The 16249-nt window shown below is 72.0% G+C and carries 12 protein-coding genes; 6 read left to right on the top strand and 6 right to left on the bottom strand.

The genetic code is table 11. The annotated features are described in order from the left end of the window. Positions 1 to 166: 166 nt before the first annotated feature. A complete protein-coding gene (locus KZC56_RS09955) occupies positions 167 to 2386 on the top strand; it encodes an NADP-dependent isocitrate dehydrogenase (RefSeq protein WP_247638476.1) in 2220 nt (739 codons plus the stop codon). A 66-nt stretch (positions 2387 to 2452) separates the two neighbouring features. Here the strand turns inward: KZC56_RS09955 and KZC56_RS17800 are convergent, their stop codons facing one another. After that, positions 2453 to 3943 (bottom strand): L,D-transpeptidase family protein, encoded by a 1491-nt coding sequence (locus KZC56_RS17800; protein WP_247638477.1) that lies wholly within the window; start codon positions 3941 to 3943, stop codon positions 2453 to 2455. A 121-nt stretch (positions 3944 to 4064) separates the two neighbouring features. Beyond that, the gene (locus KZC56_RS09965; RefSeq protein ID WP_136030997.1) at positions 4065 to 4469 is read right to left on the bottom strand and encodes a RidA family protein; all 405 of its coding nucleotides are present in this window, start codon (positions 4467 to 4469) and stop codon (positions 4065 to 4067) included. Between the two features lie 25 nt (positions 4470 to 4494). Here KZC56_RS09965 and KZC56_RS09970 point away from each other — a divergent pair, with 25 nt between their 5' ends. From KZC56_RS09970 to nagB, 5 genes are all read left to right on the top strand, one after another. Then, the gene (locus KZC56_RS09970) at positions 4495 to 5712 is read left to right on the top strand and encodes an alanine racemase (RefSeq protein ID WP_136030995.1); all 1218 of its coding nucleotides are present in this window, start codon (positions 4495 to 4497) and stop codon (positions 5710 to 5712) included. Next, positions 5703 to 8972, top strand: a complete 3270-nt coding sequence (locus KZC56_RS09975; protein ID WP_136030993.1) for a family 20 glycosylhydrolase — start codon at positions 5703 to 5705, stop codon at positions 8970 to 8972. The genes KZC56_RS09970 and KZC56_RS09975 overlap by 10 nt, the downstream gene beginning before the upstream one ends. 79 nt (positions 8973 to 9051) lie before the next feature. Further along, positions 9052 to 10239 (top strand): ROK family transcriptional regulator, encoded by a 1188-nt coding sequence (locus KZC56_RS09980; RefSeq protein WP_136030992.1) that lies wholly within the window; start codon positions 9052 to 9054, stop codon positions 10237 to 10239. 31 nt (positions 10240 to 10270) lie between these two features. Beyond that, positions 10271 to 11236 carry an ROK family protein gene (locus KZC56_RS09985; RefSeq protein WP_247638478.1) on the top strand — a complete coding sequence of 322 codons (966 nt, stop codon included), beginning with the start codon at positions 10271 to 10273 and terminating at the stop codon, positions 11234 to 11236. Further along, positions 11229 to 12008, top strand: a complete 780-nt coding sequence (gene nagB, locus KZC56_RS09990) for a glucosamine-6-phosphate deaminase (RefSeq protein ID WP_136030990.1) — start codon at positions 11229 to 11231, stop codon at positions 12006 to 12008. Before KZC56_RS09985 ends, nagB begins: the two co-directional genes overlap by 8 nt. Before the next feature lie 7 nt (positions 12009 to 12015). Here the strand turns inward: nagB and KZC56_RS09995 are convergent, their stop codons facing one another. From KZC56_RS09995 to KZC56_RS17700, 4 genes are read right to left on the bottom strand one after another with little or no spacing between them, the layout of a single operon-like run. Beyond that, positions 12016 to 12423: an NUDIX hydrolase gene (locus KZC56_RS09995; RefSeq protein ID WP_136030988.1), complete on the bottom strand. Its 408-nt coding sequence runs from the start codon at positions 12421 to 12423 to the stop codon at positions 12016 to 12018. Further along, positions 12416 to 13780 (bottom strand): FAD-binding oxidoreductase, encoded by a 1365-nt coding sequence (locus KZC56_RS10000; RefSeq protein WP_247638479.1) that lies wholly within the window; start codon positions 13778 to 13780, stop codon positions 12416 to 12418. Before KZC56_RS10000 ends, KZC56_RS09995 begins: the two co-directional genes overlap by 8 nt. 24 nt (positions 13781 to 13804) lie before the next feature. Next, on the bottom strand, positions 13805 to 14176 hold the full coding sequence (locus KZC56_RS10005; protein WP_136030984.1) for a YrdB family protein: 372 nt from the start codon (positions 14174 to 14176) through the stop codon (positions 13805 to 13807). A gap of 9 nt (positions 14177 to 14185) precedes the next feature. Continuing rightward, positions 14186 to 16180 (bottom strand): sigma-70 family RNA polymerase sigma factor, encoded by a 1995-nt coding sequence (locus KZC56_RS17700; protein ID WP_281733202.1) that lies wholly within the window; start codon positions 16178 to 16180, stop codon positions 14186 to 14188. Between the last annotated feature and the right edge of the window lie 69 nt (positions 16181 to 16249).

Here is a 16249-nt window from a genome sequence, read left to right on the forward strand (position 1 = left end):
CTAGCCCCTCCCGGCGGACTCGACACGTCCCGGCTGAACATTTTCGGACCGGGGGAGGCGGGCGCACATCGTCGGCGGGAGGCGTCCAGCGGGCGGGCGGGGCGTCGAGCGCGCTCGGGGTATCTTGGTATCGAGACAAATCGCCCCGTGAACGGAGAACCTCCCGGTGACCGACGACGCCATCATCTACACGTACACCGACGAGGCACCGGCACTGGCCACCGCCTCGTTCCTGCCCATCATCCAGGCCTACACCGGCCAGGCGGGCATCGAGGTCGAGACGCGGGACATCTCCCTGGCCGGCCGTATCCTCGCCGCCTTCCCGCAGAAGCTCGCGCCGGAGCAGCAGGTCGGCGACGCGCTGGCCGAGCTGGGCGGCCTGGCCACTCTTCCCGAGGCCAACATCATCAAGCTGCCGAACATCTCGGCGTCGATCCCGCAGCTCAAGGCCGCCATCGCCGAGCTGCAGCAGCAGGGATACGACATCCCCGACTTCCCCGACGAGCCCACGTCGCTCGAGGAGAAGGACGTGCGGGCGCGGTACGACCGCATCAAGGGTTCCGCGGTGAACCCGGTGCTGCGCGAGGGCAACAGCGACCGCCGGGCCCCGCTGGCCGTGAAGAACTACGCCAAGAAGCACCCGCACCGCAACAAGCCGTTCGCGGAGGGGTCGAAGACTCGTGTGGCTACGCTCGGTCACGACGACTTCAAGCACAACGAGCGCTCGTGGGTCGCCGCCCACGACGACGTCCTCTCGTTCCGTCACACCGCGAAGGACGGCACCGTCACGATCCTGAAGGAAGGCCTCAAGGTCCTCCCGCGCGAGATCATCGACGCCACCTTCCTGTCCGCGAAGGAGCTCGACGCCTTCCTCGCCGAGACGCTCGAGGCCGCCAAGGCGGACGACGTGCTGTACTCGGTGCACCTCAAGGCCACCATGATGAAGGTCAGCGACCCGATCATCTTCGGCCACGTCGTGAAGGCGTTCTTCAAGGACGTCTTCGACCAGTACGGCACGCAGCTGGCCGAAGCCGGACTCAGCGCGAACGACGGCCTCGGCTCGATCCTCGCGGGGCTGGCCGACGTCGCCAACGGCGACGAGATCGCCACCGCGTTCGACAAGGCCATCGCCGAGGGGCCGCGCCTGTCGTACGTGAACTCCGACAAGGGGATCACGAACCTCCACGTGCCGAGCGATGTCATCGTCGACGCGTCCATGCCCGCGCTCGTCCGCAACGGCGGGAAGCTGTGGGGCAAGGACGGCGAGGAAGCCGACACGATCGCCGTGATCCCCGACTCCTCCTACGCGAGCGTCTACCAGGCGGTCATCGACGACGTGATCGCGAACGGCCCGCTCGACCCGGCCACGATCGGCACCGTCCCGAACGTCGGGCTCATGGCGCAGGCGGCCGAGGAGTACGGCAGCCACGACAAGACCTTCGAGATCGCGGAGGACGGCATCGTCCAGGTGCTCGACAGCGAGGGCACCGTGCTCATCGAGCACGAGGTCGGCAAGGGCGACATCTGGCGCGCGACCCAGACGAAGCACATCCCGGTCATGGACTGGGTGAAGCTCGCGGTCTCGCGCGCCCGTGCGACCGGAGCGCCCGCCGTGTTCTGGCTCGACGCCAACCGCTCGCACGACGCGCAGATCATCGCGAAGGTGCACCAGGGTCTGGCGACGCTCGACACCAAGGGGCTCACGATCACGATCCTCGCGCCGGAGGAGGCGACGCGCTACACGCTCGCCCGCATGCGTCATGGCCTGGACACCATCTCGGTGACCGGCAACGTGCTGCGCGACTACCTGACCGACCTGTTCCCGATCCTCGAGGTCGGAACGAGCGCCAAGATGCTCTCGATCGTCCCGCTGCTCGCGGGCGGCGGGCTGTTCGAGACCGGCGCCGGCGGCTCCGCCCCGAAGCACGTGCAGCAGCTCGTCGAGGAGAACTACCTGCGCTGGGACTCGCTGGGCGAGTTCTTCGCGCTCGCGGCCTCGCTCGAGCACTTCGCCGACCGCACGGGCAACGAGAAGGCCCGCGTGCTCGCCGAGACGCTCGACGCCGCGACCGGCACCTTTCTGGAGGAAGACCGTTCGCCCGGTCGGGCGCTCGGCACGATCGACAATCGGGGCAGCCACTTCTACCTCGGCCTGTACTGGGCGCAGGAGCTGGCGAAGCAGACGAAGGACCCCGAGCTGGCCGCGGCATTCGCCCCGGTCGCCGAGAAGCTCGCCGCGAACGAGGAGGCCATCGTCTCCGAGCTCAACGCGGTGCAGGGCAAGCCGGCCGAGATCGGCGGCTACTACCGCCCGGACGAGAAGCTCGTGGCCGCTGTCATGCGCCCGTCCGCGACGCTGAACGAGATCGTCGACGCCCTGCGCTGAGACGACGAGAAGGGGGCGGATGCTGCGGCATCCGCCCCCTTCTCGTATCCGCGGACCCGAGGTGCGTCAGTTGTGGACGGAGACCTCGAGGCCCACGGGCGACCAGTCGTAGACGTACTTCGCGAGGTCGATCGGCAGGTTCACGCAGCCGTGGCTCATGCGGTTGCCGAAGTTGTTGTGCCAGTACGTGCCGTGGAAGCCGATGTTCGTGGTGAACCAGGTGATCCACGGGACGTTCTCGGTGCAGTACGGGGCGCCGGGGTAGCAGCCCATGTCCTGCATGCGCGTGTGGGCGAAGACCTTGAAGTTGCCCGTCGGCGTCGGAGTGCCGGGCAGCCCGGTCGAGACGGCCCACGACTTCACGACCGCATTGTTCTCGTACAGCGTGGCCCGCTGCGAGCTCAGGTCGATGTCGATGCGACGGAACAGGTTGACCGTCTCGAACGGCGTCTCGGTGACGGTCAGCGCGAACACACCGTCGCCGGCGGCGAGCTGGGTCGCGAACTGCTCCGCGATCTGGGAGGTGTCACCCAGCGCGCGTCCGGTGACGCCCTCCTGCTCGGCGCGCAGCACGGTGCCGGCCGAGTCGACGATGACGGTCGCATTGACCGGGGCGCGGTCGACCGCGGCCGGAAGCGCGTCGACGGTCGCCTGGATCGCCTGCGGGTCGGCCTGGATGCGCAGCTGACCTTCGTCGTCCACGACGGTCAGCCAGGAGGCGGCCGTGGCGGGGTCGATCGGGACCGTGCGCTCCTCGCCGACGTAGAAGCCGATCGTGGCGAGCATGGTGTTGAGTTCGCTCGCCGTGGCGGTCGCGTCGGCGTCGCTCACGGAGGGAAGGGCCTCGGCGGGGCCGCCCGGATACTCGAAGGAGGTGCGACCGTCGCCGACCGCGTCGACGAACGCCGTGCCGAGGTCGCCGAGGTCGATGCCGGTGCCGGCTTCCGAAGGCGTGATCGTGTACGCGCCGGTCGCGGCGTCGAACACGACTCCCGCATCGACCGGGTCGACGAAACTCGCGGGAACGGCGTCCCGCAGGGCGGCCGTGGCCTTCTCGGGGTCGAGGGTGATGTCGGCCGGTACCGGGTCTCCCATCCAGGACCCGAGGTTCCAGAGCGGGTGGGCGGCGAAAGCGGCATCGGCCAGGGCGGTGGCATCGGCCGTGGCGCCCAGGTCGGCGCCCGTGAGGACCGCGCCGTCGCCCTCACCCGTGAGCGTGACCTCCGTCTGCGCCAGGTGCGTGCTGATCGCGTCGGCGGCGGCGCCCGGCGTCATCCATCCGACGGGGATGCCCGCGACGGTCGTCCCCGGTGCGATGAGGATCGCGGAGGCCGCTCCCGCGCCGAGCAGGACGACTCCGACGCCGAGACCGATCCACAGGCCGAGGCGGCGCTTCTTGGGAGACGGTTCGATCGGAGCCCAGGCCAGGGGCTGCTCACCGGTGTGCGGCGGAACCGTCTCGGTGGGCGCATCCGCGGGCGCGAGCACGCTGGTGGGCGTGCCGTCGTCGGCAGGAGCTCCCGTCGCAGCGCCCGGTACGGAAATCACATCGGTCACGAACTACACCCCCCGCGGTTCTGACGCATCCAGTCTCTCAATGGTACGGGATGGCAGGTAACGGGGAGGCAACGGTCTGCTACCCTGCCTCCCCGTTCTCCGGACACGTCCGGCTGCGCGGTCAGTCGATGACGGCGAGACCGTCGATCTCGACGAGCATCTCCTCGCGCGGAAGGCCGGTGAAGACGGTGGTGCGCGAGGGCAGGACCCCGCTCGTCGTGTGCGCCTCGACGAACGCGCCGTAGGCCTCGTTCATGATGGGGAAGTCCTCGCGCTTGGTCAGGTAGACGCGGAGCATCACGACGTCGTCGAACGTGGCGCCGGACGCCTCGACGATCGCCTTGACGTTCTCGAGCGTGCGGGTGGTCTGTGCCGCGACATCGCCGGGGTGGAGGTACTCGTTCGTGACGGGGTCGACCGGGCCCTGGCCGGAGACCTGCACGATCGGGCCCTTGCGCACTCCCTGCGAGAAGGTGTGGGCGGGGGCGGGGGCGGCGTCGGTCGAAACTCGTGTCTTCGCGGTCATGCCGCCAGCCTAGTAGCCTTGTTAGATGCCTCTACAAATTCCGGATCCCGTTCTCGGCGCCTGGGCGAAGGGGTTCCCGGCGCGCGCCGCAGGGCTGCGGCTCTCCGAGGTCGGGCAGGCCGGACTGCACCTCTCCGACCTGGTCACGCCGGTGCTCACGGTGCACGCCGACGCGCTGACGCACAACGAGCAGACCGTGTTCGCGTGGGCCGCACAGCAGGGCGTGGGCCTGGCCCCGCACGGCAAGACCACGATGGCCCCCGCGCTGTGGCAGCGGCTGCTCGACGCGGGCGCCTGGGGCATCTCCGTCGCGACGCCCTGGCAAGCGGAAGTGGCCGTGACCGCCGGAGTGCCGACCGTCCTGATCGCCAACGCGGTCACGGATGCGGCCGCCGCCCGTCGCCTCGGCGAACTGCTCGCCGCCGACCACGACCTGCGGATCCTGTGCTGGGCGGACGCGGTCGACGGCGTCCGCATCCTCGCCGATGCCCTCTCCGATGCTGCCCGCCCCCTCGACGTGCTCGTGGAGCTGGGCGGCGCGCACGGACGCACGGGTGCCCGCAGCGTGGAGGAGGGCGAGCGCATCGCCGCCGCGATCACTGCCGCACCGGGCCTGCGCCTCGCCGGAGTGACCGGATACGAGGGGCCGTTCGGGCCGGATCGGTCCGCGGCGTCGGTCGCCGCGGTCGACGCCTACCTGGACACCCTGGTCGAGCTGCACCGCCGACTCGACTACCCGGAGGGGCCTCGTCCGGTCGTGAGCGCGGGCGGGAGCTCCTTCCCCGACCGGGCCGCCGCCGTGCTGTCGCCGCTCGCTCCCGAAGCCGACGTGGTGCTGCGCTCCGGAGCGTTCCAGATCCACGACGACGGGTTCTACGCCCGCATGTCGCCCTTCGGCCCGCTGACCGGTACGGCACCGCTGCGGTCGGCCATGCACGCCTGGTCGCGCGTGGTCTCCCAGCCCGAGGACGCCCTGGCGCTGCTCGACGCCGGACGCCGTGACGTGCCGTTCGACCTCGACCTGCCGGTGCCGCAGAGCGTCGAGGGCGAGATCACGGCGCTCAACGATCAACATGCTTTCCTGCGGCTCGCGGACGGCGCCGCGGTCGCGGTCGGCGAGGTCGTGCGGCTCGGGCTCTCGCACCCGTGCACCGCGTTCGACAAGTGGCGGGTGGTCGCGGTGATCGACGATCCCGACGCGGACGACCCTCGAGTGATCGGAGCGGTGGCGACGTGCTTCTGAGTGCGGAGAAGGCAGCGGCCGGGCTGGTCAGGGTCTACCGCTCGGCCACGGTCGTCGACGGCTCCGGTGCGCCGCGGTTCACGGCCGACGTGGCGGTGGAGGGCGCGCGGATCGTCGCGGTCGTGCCCGAACGGGAGGACGCGCAGCTCGAGCTGCCCGAGGGCGGCGTGGAGGTGGAGGCCTCCGGCCTCGTGCTCGCGCCCGGCTTCATCGACATGCATGCGCACAGCGACCTCGCGGTGCTGAGCGGTGCCGCGCACGACGCGAAGATCCGTCAGGGCGTGACCTGCGAGGTGCTCGGTCAGGACGGCCTCGGGTACGCGCCGCTCGACGACGCGACAGCCGCGGTGATCCCCGCGCAGATCGCGGGGTGGAACGGCCTGCCCACCACGGTGCCGTGGCGGTCGATGAGCGATCTGCTGGCAGAGATCGACGCCGCCGCGGTCGCGAACGCCGCGGTGCTCGTTCCGCAGGGGAACCTCCGGATGATGGTGGTCGGGCACGAGAACCGCGCGGCGACCGCGGAGGAGATCGAGGCGATGGCCGCGCTGCTCGGCGAGGCTCTGGACGCGGGGGCGTTCGGCATGTCGAGCGGCCTGACCTATACACCGGGCATGTACGCCGACACCGCGGAGCTCGAGGCCCTGTGCCGTGTGGTCGCCGAGCGCGGGGGATACTGGGCGCCGCACACCCGCAGCTACGGCGCGGCCGCGTTGGATGCGTACCGCGAGGCCGTCGAGATCGGCCGTCGCACGGGTTGCCCGGTGCACCTGACGCACGCCACGATGAACTTTGCCCCCAACCGCGGCCGGGCCGACGAGCTGCTCGAGATCGTCGACGCGGCGATCGCGGACGGCGTCGACGTGACGCTCGACACCTATCCGTATCTCCCCGGCGCGACCACGCTCTCTGCCCTGTTGCCCAGCCGGCTGGCGGCGTCGGGCGACCTGCTGGCCGCCATCGCCGGACTGGATGCCGAGGGGCGCGAGGCCGTCCGCGTGGAGCTGGAGGAGCTCGGCTGCGACGGCTTCCACGGGGAGCGTGCCGACTGGTCGGCCATCCAGATCTCCGGCACCGCGAATCCGGCTCTCGCGGGCCTCGTCGGCCGCACGGTCGCCGAGATCGCGAACGACTCGAGGCGGCGGGCCGTCGACGTGGTGCTCGACACGATCCTCGAGGACGCCGGGGCGACCGGCGTGCTGATGCACATCGGCGACGAGGACAACGTGCGCGCGATCATGCGGCACCCGCGGCATTCCGGCGGCAGTGACGGCATCCTGATCGGGGCCCGTCCGCACCCTCGCGGCCGCGGCACGTTCGCGCGCTACCTGGGGCATTACGTGCGCGAGCTCGGGGTGCTGACGCTGGAGGAGGCCGTGCGCCACCTCTCGGGCAACCCCGCGGCTCGTCTGGGACTCGACCGCGGCGATGCGCCTCGCGGCATCATCCGCGTCGGCGCCACCGCAGACCTGGTGCTGTTCGATCCGCTCACGGTCGCCGCGGGCGCCACGTTCGAGGAGCCGCATCGGCCGCCGATCGGCGTCCACGAGGTGCTGGTGGCGGGCGTGCCCGTGGTCCTGGACGGCGTCGTGACCGGTGCCGTCGCCGGACGGGCCCTGCGCCTGCCGCCGCCCGCGCACCGGGCGACCGTGCCGGCGATCGCGGCGCACGTCGATGCCGCGGCGGCTCGGTTCGCGTGGCGGCCGGACACCCCGATCGACGCGGTGCCCGAGCTGTCCGCGTCCGTCGACTGGCTGGGCGGGGGAGGCCAGGGGACCGGTCAGGGCATCCGTCTCACGCTGGATGACGCCCTCGGGGCCGCGGCCGCTCGCGCCGGCCGCGTCGGGGACGAGGCGTTCCGCGTGACCGTGTCCGCCGACGGGGTCGAGATCCGCGGTGCGAGTCCGCTCGGGGTCTTCCGCGGCGCCACCGTGCTGCGGCAGCTGCGCGACCCCGACGCCCCTGCGCAGGCCGAGGTGCTGCTTCCGGCCGGTGTGTGGGAGGGGGCGCCGGCGTACGGCTGGCGCGGCGTCATGCTCGACGTGGCGCGGCACTTCCGCCCGGTCGACGACGTGCGGCGCCTGATCGACCTGCTGGCGCTGCACCACCTGAACATCCTGCAGCTGCACCTCACCGACGATCAGGGCTGGCGGTTCGAAGTGCCCGGCTACCCGCGGTTGACGGAGGTCGGCGCGCGACGGGAGGCCACCCAGCGCGGGCACGGGCCCGAGGCCACGGTCGAGCCCGGCGTGCACGAGGGCTTCTACACGACGGACGAGCTGCGCGACCTCGTCCGTTATGCGGCGGAGCGCGGCGTGACCCTGGTGCCGGAGGTCGAGCTGCCCGGGCACATCCAGGCCGCGCTGGCCGCGTACCCCGAGCTCGGCAACACCGATGTGGGCGTGCCGGCGAGCGGCCCGTGGGAGCGGTTCGGCGTGAACGCGCGTACGCTCGCCCCGACGGAGGCGGCGTTGGCCTTCGGCCGTGCGGCGATCGATGCCCTCTGCGACGTGTTCGACGCGGAGTGGATCGGGATCGGCGGGGACGAGGTGCCCGTGACGGAGTGGGCGCAGAGCGAGGCGGCAGCGGAGCGGATGCGCGCGCTGGGCCTGGCGACGCCGCATGACGTGCAGCCCTGGTTCACCGCGCACTTCGTGGCGCACGTGCGCGCGCGGGGGCGCACGGCGCTCGCGTGGGACGAGGTGCTGGAGGGCGAGGTGCCGGAGGGCGTGCGCATCCTCGCGTGGCGCGGACCCGTCGCGATGCGGGAGGCACTGAGCCGCGGGATCCCCGTGGTGGCGTGCCCCGACCTGGAGGTCTACCTCGACTATCCGCAGTCGGAGTCGCCCGAGGAGCCGATCAGGGTGGGACCCCCGCTGCCGCTCGCCCGCGCGTACTCGCTCCGGATCGAGGTTGGTGCGGTGGGCGGTCAGGCGAACGTGTGGAGCGAGCACCTGCCCAGCCGGGACCGCGTGGACTTCGCGATGTTCCCGCGGCTCGCCGCGATCGCCGAGCGGCTGTGGGAGGGCGGGGAGCCGCGGCCGTTCGCGGACTTCATGCGGCGGCTTCCGACGCATCTGCGTCGCCTGGCGGCGGCGGGGGTGCGGTATCGTCCGCAGGATGGCCCGTCCCCGGATCAGCGCCGCCCCGGCGTTCCGGGAAAGCCGCTGACGGTGGAGGCGCGCGAGGCCATCGTCGCGGGGCTGGTGGAGCGGCTCCTGGACGGCTCTGCGGCACGGGCCCGCGCGGCTCGAAAGTAATGTAACGTTTCGGTAACCCTGGCCGCGGCCTCGCGGGCAGAGGTTGCGCAATTTTTGTTCGTAAGGTCTACTAACAAACATGTCCGTTTCGGATGATCAGCGCCCCGCGGCGACGACAGACTTCGTCGCCGCGAACGCGCACGCCTTCGGGCCCGCGCGGCACCTGCGCTCGCGCACCAAGGTGCTCCCCGAGCACGCCCGCGGACACAACCGCGCCCTCGTGCTGCAGACGCTGTACCACTCCGGAGCGATGAGTCGCGCCGACCTCTCCCGGGAGACCGGACTGACCCGGGTCACGATCTCCGACCTCGTCGCGGAGTTCATCGCCGACGGCATCGTGATCGAGATGGGCGTCCGCGAGGCGGTGGGTCCGGGGAAGCCGCCGATCCTCATCGACATCGACCGCGCCGGGCACCAGATCGTCGGCCTCGACCTGTCGGGTCCGAACGCTTTCGAGGGAGCCGTGCTGAGCCTCGACGGCGACGTGCTGGAGCGCCGCCAGGTGCCTCGCCCGGAGCGCCCGGACGGGGAGGCCGCCTACGCCGCGCTCCGCGAGCTCGCACAGAGCCTCGTCGACGCCGCCACGCGCCCCGTGCTCGGCGTCGGCATCGGCACGCCGGGCGTCGTGCGACCGGACGGTCTGGTGCTGAGCTCGCCCAACCTCGGCTGGACCGACTTCCCGCTCGAGGCGAAGCTCGGCGCCGAGCTCGACCTGCCCGTCCTCGCGCGCAACGACGCGAACGCCGCTGTCCTCGCGGAATACACCTTCGGCGAGGCGAAGGCCGACTTCATGCTCATCAAGATCGGCCGAGGCGTGGGTGCCGGCCTCATCACGGGCAGCCAGCCGCTGCTGGGCAGTCGCTTCGCCGCGGGGGAGATCGGACACGTGGTCGTCGGCACCGATGGCGGCCCGCGCTGCGCCTGCGGCAAGATCGGCTGCCTGGAGGCCTGGCTCAGCGTCAGCCGGATGCGGGAGGCCCTCGACGCCGACCCCTCGGCGCGCGAGGACATCCTGCGCGACGCCGGCACGCGCATGGCCATCGCCATCGCCCCGATCGTCGCCGCGCTCGACCTGTCCGAGGTCGTCCTCTCCGGCCCGGCGGAACTGCTCGACGGCACGCTGATCGACGCCGCGGTCGAGACCCTGCACGCGCGCACCCTGGAGGGCGTGTTCGAAGACGTGATGGTGCGGCTCACGCATCAGGACGACATCGTGCTCCGCGGAGCCGCGGTCATGGTGCTCTCCGGGCAGCTGGGGGTGTCGTGACCTCCGCGACCACGACCGAGACCGGCATCCGATGACCGGAACCGCTGCCGCCGACCTGCCCGGTCGGCCGATTCGTGTTGGCCTGGATGTCGGCGGAACCAAGATCGACGCCGTCGCCGTCGACCCCGCCGGTGAGATCCTCGGACGCCTGCGCCGCGCCACGGGCTGGGGCGAGGACGCCGTCGTCGACAGCATCGTGTCGACCGTCGTCGCCCTCGCCGATGAGACCGGGGTCCCGCTGTCGGCCGTCGGGTCCGTCGGTGTGGGCATCCCCGGGCTGGTCGATGCGGACGCGGGGCGCGTCGTGCACGCCGTCAACCTCGGGGTCGAGTCGCTCGACCTGGCCGACCGGGCGGAGCGAGCGCTCGGCGTGCCGTTCCGCGTCGAGAACGACGTGAAGGCGGCGGCGCTCGGAGCCGCCGTGCTCAGCGGCGTGAGTGGTTCGATGGCGTACCTGAACCTCGGCACCGGTGTGGCCGCGGGCATCGTCGTGGACGGTCGCATCTGGCGAGGATCGCGCGGGACCGCCGGCGAGGTCGGCCACATCTCGGTCGACCCGCACGGACGCCTGTGCGGGTGCGGACAGCGCGGTTGCGTGGAGACGTTCTGCGGCGGCGGCGCACTCGCCAAGGCCTGGGGTCGACCCGGCGCGCTGCCGGTCAGGGACATCTTCGACGCCGCCGATGCCGGCGACCCGCTGGCGCTCGCGCTGCGTGACGACCTCTTCTTCGGCGCGGCCGCCGCGGTCCGCGTGCTGGTGCTGTCGGCCGACGTCGAGACGGTGGTGATCGGGGGCGGCCTCACGGCCATGGGAAGCCGCCTCGACGAAGGCATCAGGGCTGCACTGCACGCCGGCGCCGAGGCGTCACCGTTCGCGAGGTCTCTGCGCCTGGATGAGAGAATCGAACTGCTCCCCGCGGGTTCCCCCGCCGCCGCACTCGGCGCCGCTCTGGTGGGCGCATCCATTTCTGAGAAGGAGATCGTTCCGCATGGCTGAGGTCGTCATCGTCGAGAGTCCCGAGGCCGCCGGTGCGCTGGTCGCCACCGAGATCGTGGAGCTGATCGACCGTCGTCCGGACGCCGTCCTCGGCCTGGCCACGGGCTCCACGCCGCTGCCGGTCTACCAGGCCCTGCGCGCGCAGCTCGCCGGGCGCGACGTCTCCCGGGTGCGCGGCTTCGCCCTCGACGAGTACGTCGGCATCGACCCCGCCCACCCCGAGAGCTACCGCTCCGTGATCACCCGCGAGGTCGTCGAGCCCCTGGGCCTCGACCCGCAGCGCATCCACGTGCCCAACGGCGCGGAGGCGACCATCCAGCACGCGGGTGAGGACTACGAGGCCGCGATCCAGGAGGCGGGCGGCGTCGACCTGCAGATCCTCGGCATCGGCACCGACGGGCACATCGGCTTCAACGAGCCCGGCTCCTCCTTCGCGTCGCGCACCCGGGTGAAGACCCTCACCGAGCAGACGCGCGAGGACAACGCCCGCTTCTTCGACTCGATCGACGATGTCCCCATGCACTGCATCACGCAGGGTCTGGGCACGATCCTTCAGGCCAGGCACCTCGTGCTCCTCGCGTTCGGTGAGGGCAAGGCGGAGGCGGTCGCCGGAGCGGTCGAGGGTCCGCTGACGGCCCTGCTGCCCGGCTCGGCGATCCAGCTCCACCCGCATGCGACGATCGTGGTCGACGAGGCGGCGGCCTCCCGGCTGCAGCTCGCCGACTACTACCGGTACACGTTCGCGAACAAGCCGGCCTGGCAGGGGATCTGACCCCGACTCACCGGGTCGCGGCCGGCCAGGCAAGGGGGAGCAGGTGCTCCACGCTCAGCGGCGCCAGCGGGAGCGTCTCCGCGTCTTCCGGGGTGATCCATCGCAGCTCCGCGAGCTCGGCCTGCACCCGTACCCCGGCCGGATCGATCGCTGCGGTGAAGGCATCGGCGACGACCCGGTGACCCGGTTCGTTCGCGGCGGCGGACACGAACCGTCCGAGCGGACGGAGGTCGCTCTCGCGCAGCGCCACGCCGAGTTCCTCGTGCAGTTCGCGGATGAGGGTCTGCGCGGCGCTCTCGCCCGGCTCCGGCTTGCCTCCAGGCTGCATGAACCTGGTCGTGCCGTGCTTGCGGACCACCAGCACGCGGCCCTGGTCGTCGACGATCACCGCCGCGCTCACGTGGATGTCAGGCATCGGGGACGAACACCTTCCCTGGGTTGAGGATCCCGAGCGGATCGAAGACGGCGGCGATGTCGCGCTGCAGCCGCCACTGGTCGTCGCCGAGCTCCTCCGCAAGCCAGCGCCGCTTGAGCACCCCGATGCCGTGCTCGCCCGTGAGCGTGCCACCCAGGCGGATCGCCGCGCGGAACAGCTCATCGGCGGCGGCCCAGACGTGTGCCGGGGTCTCGGGTCCCTCGAACACGAAGTTCGGGTGCAGATTGCCGTCCCCCGCGTGCGCGACCGTGGGGATCACGAGACCGTACTCGCGCTCGATGCGGGCGATCTCGTCGAACATCGCCGGCATGGCGCTCCGCGGCACGGAGACGTCTTCGATCAGGGTGGTGCCGAGGGAGGCCATCGCGGCGTGCATGGACCGGCGGATCGCAAGCAGCCGCTCGCCCTCCGCGCGATCGTGCGACACCTCCGTGACGCCGTCGTTGGCGCGCAGGATGGCGTCGATCGCGTCGGCCTCGGCGGCCGCCGCGGGCCCGTCGGTCTGGATGGTCAGCTGCGCCGTGCCGGGCGTCGGCGCCGGCAGGCCGAGCAGAGCGTGCACGGCCGCGAGGCTCGGGGCGTCCATGAGCTCCATGATCGCGGGCTGCACCCCGGCGGCGGTCACGGCGGCTGAGGCGGCGGCCGCGGCGCGGACTCCGGGGAACAGAGCCGTCACAGTGCAGCTCTCGCCGGGGACGAGCCGCCGGAGCTTGAGCGTCGCGCCGACCACGACGCCGAGGATGCCCTCCGAACCCACGACGAGAGCCGTCAGGTCGAGGCCCGTGACGCCCTTGACGCTGCGATGCCCCAGGTGCAGAAGCCGCCCGTCGGCCAGTACGAGGTCGACGCCGAGGACGGCATCCCGCACGACGCCGTACTTCGCGCAGAGCAGTCCTCCCGCGCCCGTGGCGATGTTGCCGCCGACCGTCGAGATGTCGCGGCTCGCGGGGTCGGGTGCCCACCACAGGCCGAAGGACGCGAGGTGGGCATTGAGCTCCGCGTTGAGGATGCCGGGCTCGACCACGGCCAGCAGATCATCGGGGCGGACCTTGTGGATCGCCGTCATGCGTCGCAGCGACAGCACGATCTCACCCTCGCCCGCGTTGGCCGCCCCGGCGAGGCCCGTGCCGGCGCCGCGGACCACCACGGGCGTGCGCGTCGCCGAGGCGATGCGCAGGGTCTCCTGCACGTGCTCCACGCGCTCGGCATGCACGATCGCCAGCGGGCGCCCCTCGGCGGCATGGCCGGAGCGGTCGGAGCGCGCCCGTTCGAGCGCGTCCTCGTCGGTGTCGACGAGCGCGCCGAGCGCCTGCTGCAGCAGCGGGACGACGCTCACGACGGGATGCTCATGACGGCGAGTTCACGTCAGGGCGCGGCGACCGCTCAGAACACCGGCGACCACGGCGACGAGGGCGAAGGCGGTGCCGATCAGGGCCTGGCCCATGGACCACCACGCGATCGTCACGCCCACGTAGATGAGCAGTTCGACCAGCGCACGCAGGAACGGGTGCACGCGCAGGACGGGGCGGGGCGACAGGAACAGTGCCCACAGCAGCAGGGCCGTGACCGGCGCGCCGATGCCGATCACGATGTTCCACGGCAGGTCCCAGCTCGCGAAGCCCCACAGGGCGAGAGAGGCGATCGCCGCGATCAGGACGACGACGCGCACGAGGTCGAGCGCGGTCAGCGCCTGACGTTCGACGCCGGGGACGGGGGCGGGATCCGGAGTCATGACTCCAGTCTATTCGGCGATCGTCGAGCCCTCTGCCGCCGCAGCGACGGGCTCGGAGAGGGTCGCGACGGCCTCGACGGGAGCCGGTGCAGCCTCGGCTGGTGCAGCCTCGACCGGGGCCGGAACCGACGCGGGCTCGACGGGGGCCGGTGCGGGCTCGACGGGGGCCGGAGCGGGCTCGGCCGGAGCGGCCTCCGCGTCGGCCGGTGCCGGAGCGGACGCTGCCGCGTCGGGGACGACGGCCGCATCCGCCGCGGCCGTCGTGTCGCCGACGGGCGCGGTGTCCTCGGCGGGCTGCTCCGGGACGACGGGCGTCTCGAGCGCGAGGGACAGCAGCGTGGTGTCTGTCGAGGCCCCCGGTCCGTCCGGGAACACGTAGCGGAAGGTGACCGTGGTGGTGTCCGCGTTCCACAGCTGACGCGCGGTCGGGCGGAGATCGATGGTCCCCGTGCCGGCATCATCCAGCGTGATGCTGTCGCCGCCACCGGTGGCGCCGTCGATCAGCGCCTCCACCTGGAGACCCGGGGCTCCGGAGACGGGCACCGTGTAGTGCAGCTGGATCCCGGTGAAGGAGATGGTCGCGGCGCTCCACTGCGGCCCTTCCGTCGGCTTCGCGGGCTCGACCGGGTCCGTGGGATCGGTCGGGTCCGTGGGGTCGGTCGGATCGGTCGGGTCGGTCGGGTCCACCTGCTCGGGCGGCGCGATCGGTGCGACGGGTTGCGCCGACGGGACGACGACGGTGCCGGACTGCTCGGTCGGCTGCGGTGTCGGCACCTCGGCGGCCGGAGGAGCGGGAGGTTCCTCCGCGGGCGCCTCGATCACGATGGGCTCGTCGAGCCCGAGCGACGTGTCGGGCGCGATGTCGGTCGTGATCGAGGAGTCGCCGTCCGCGGCGCTCGGGAGCGACGTCGCGGGGCTGGCGCCGGCGAGACCGGGAACGATCGCGGCAGCGGTGACGACCCCGGCGACCACCAGCGCGGCCGACCCCGCGCCGACCAGCGCTCCCATGCCCGTGAACGCCCCTCCGGTGCTCGCGCTTCCACCGCCGGCGCTGCTGCCCCCCGCGGAGCCGGACCCACCGGACGCGCCGGAACCGGACGCGGCGACACCCGTTGCCGCGTGCCCCGCCCCGCCATCGCCGACCAGCACGCCGCCGGCGATGCTCGACGGCATGGCCGCCATCGCGACGATCGGAGCGCCACCGCCCTGCAGGGTCGCGAGGTAGCCACCGGCACCCGCGACGCCGAGCACCAGCGGCAGCATGACGAGCGCGAGGCGCATCGAGACGTCCTTGGCCTCGGCGGCGACGATCATGCAGCGCGCGCACTCGTCGAGGTGGAGTTCGAGGCGCTTGTGGTCGCGCGTGCCGAGGTTGCCGCGGGAGTACGCGCCGAGGTGCTCGATCGTCCACTGGCAGTCCGACCCGGGGGTCGCGCTGCGCAGGTGCGCCTGGATCCACGCCTCGCGCAGACCCTCGCGCGCGCGGAACGCGAGCTGGGAGACGGCGCCCGCCTTCATGCCGAGCAGCGGTGCGACCTCCTGCGGCTTCATCTGCTCGATCTCGGTGTACCAGAGCACTTCCTGCCAGCGCGAGGGAAGGCTGCGGAATGCCTGCGCCGTCAGGCTGCGGTCGAGCGCCTCGTTGGAGGCGTTCTCGGTGCTGCTCGGGTCGGCCACCGTGTCGAGCTCGTCGATCGCGGTCTCGCGGCGCGAGCGTCCCCACGCGGCGGCGGTGTTGCGGATGCTCGTGAACAGGTAGGCGCGGAACGACCCGTTGGGCCCACCGCCCTTGGCGATCGCCTGGTAGATGCGGGTGTACGCCTCCTGCACCAGATCGTCCGGGTCGATCGACGAGGTCACCGATCGTGCGACGGCGATGCCGGACGGGTAGTGACGCTTCCAGAGTTCGCCGAACGCCGTCGTGTCGCCGGAGCGGGTGCGGAGGATCAGGTCGGCATCGCCGATGGGCTCGTCAGGTGTGGTGTTCTCTCGGTGCACAATCATCCATCTGTCCCGGGGCGCGGATCGGCCCTCAGGGGAAGAGACGCGCGAGCGCGCGTCTTATTACGCGGT

This window comes from Microbacterium sufflavum (assembly GCF_023091155.1).
GTDB lineage: Bacteria > Actinomycetota > Actinomycetes > Actinomycetales > Microbacteriaceae > Microbacterium > Microbacterium sufflavum.

Bases quoted from the DNA above. Each gene is read 5' to 3' on its own strand.
- KZC56_RS09965 (WP_136030997.1), bottom strand. From the start codon at position 4,469: ATGACCGCGAAGACACGAGTTTCGACCGACGCCGCCCCCGCCCCCGCC.
- KZC56_RS09970 (WP_136030995.1), top strand. From the start codon at position 4,495: ATGCCTCTACAAATTCCGGATCCCGTTCTCGGCGCCTGGGCGAAGGGG.
- KZC56_RS09980 (WP_136030992.1), top strand. From the start codon at position 9,052: ATGTCCGTTTCGGATGATCAGCGCCCCGCGGCGACGACAGACTTCGTC.
- KZC56_RS09985 (WP_247638478.1), top strand. From the start codon at position 10,271: ATGACCGGAACCGCTGCCGCCGACCTGCCCGGTCGGCCGATTCGTGTT.
- nagB (WP_136030990.1), top strand. From the start codon at position 11,229: ATGGCTGAGGTCGTCATCGTCGAGAGTCCCGAGGCCGCCGGTGCGCTG.
- KZC56_RS09995 (WP_136030988.1), bottom strand. From the start codon at position 12,423: ATGCCTGACATCCACGTGAGCGCGGCGGTGATCGTCGACGACCAGGGC.
- KZC56_RS10005 (WP_136030984.1), bottom strand. From the start codon at position 14,176: ATGACTCCGGATCCCGCCCCCGTCCCCGGCGTCGAACGTCAGGCGCTG.
- KZC56_RS17700 (WP_281733202.1), bottom strand. From the start codon at position 16,180: ATGATTGTGCACCGAGAGAACACCACACCTGACGAGCCCATCGGCGAT.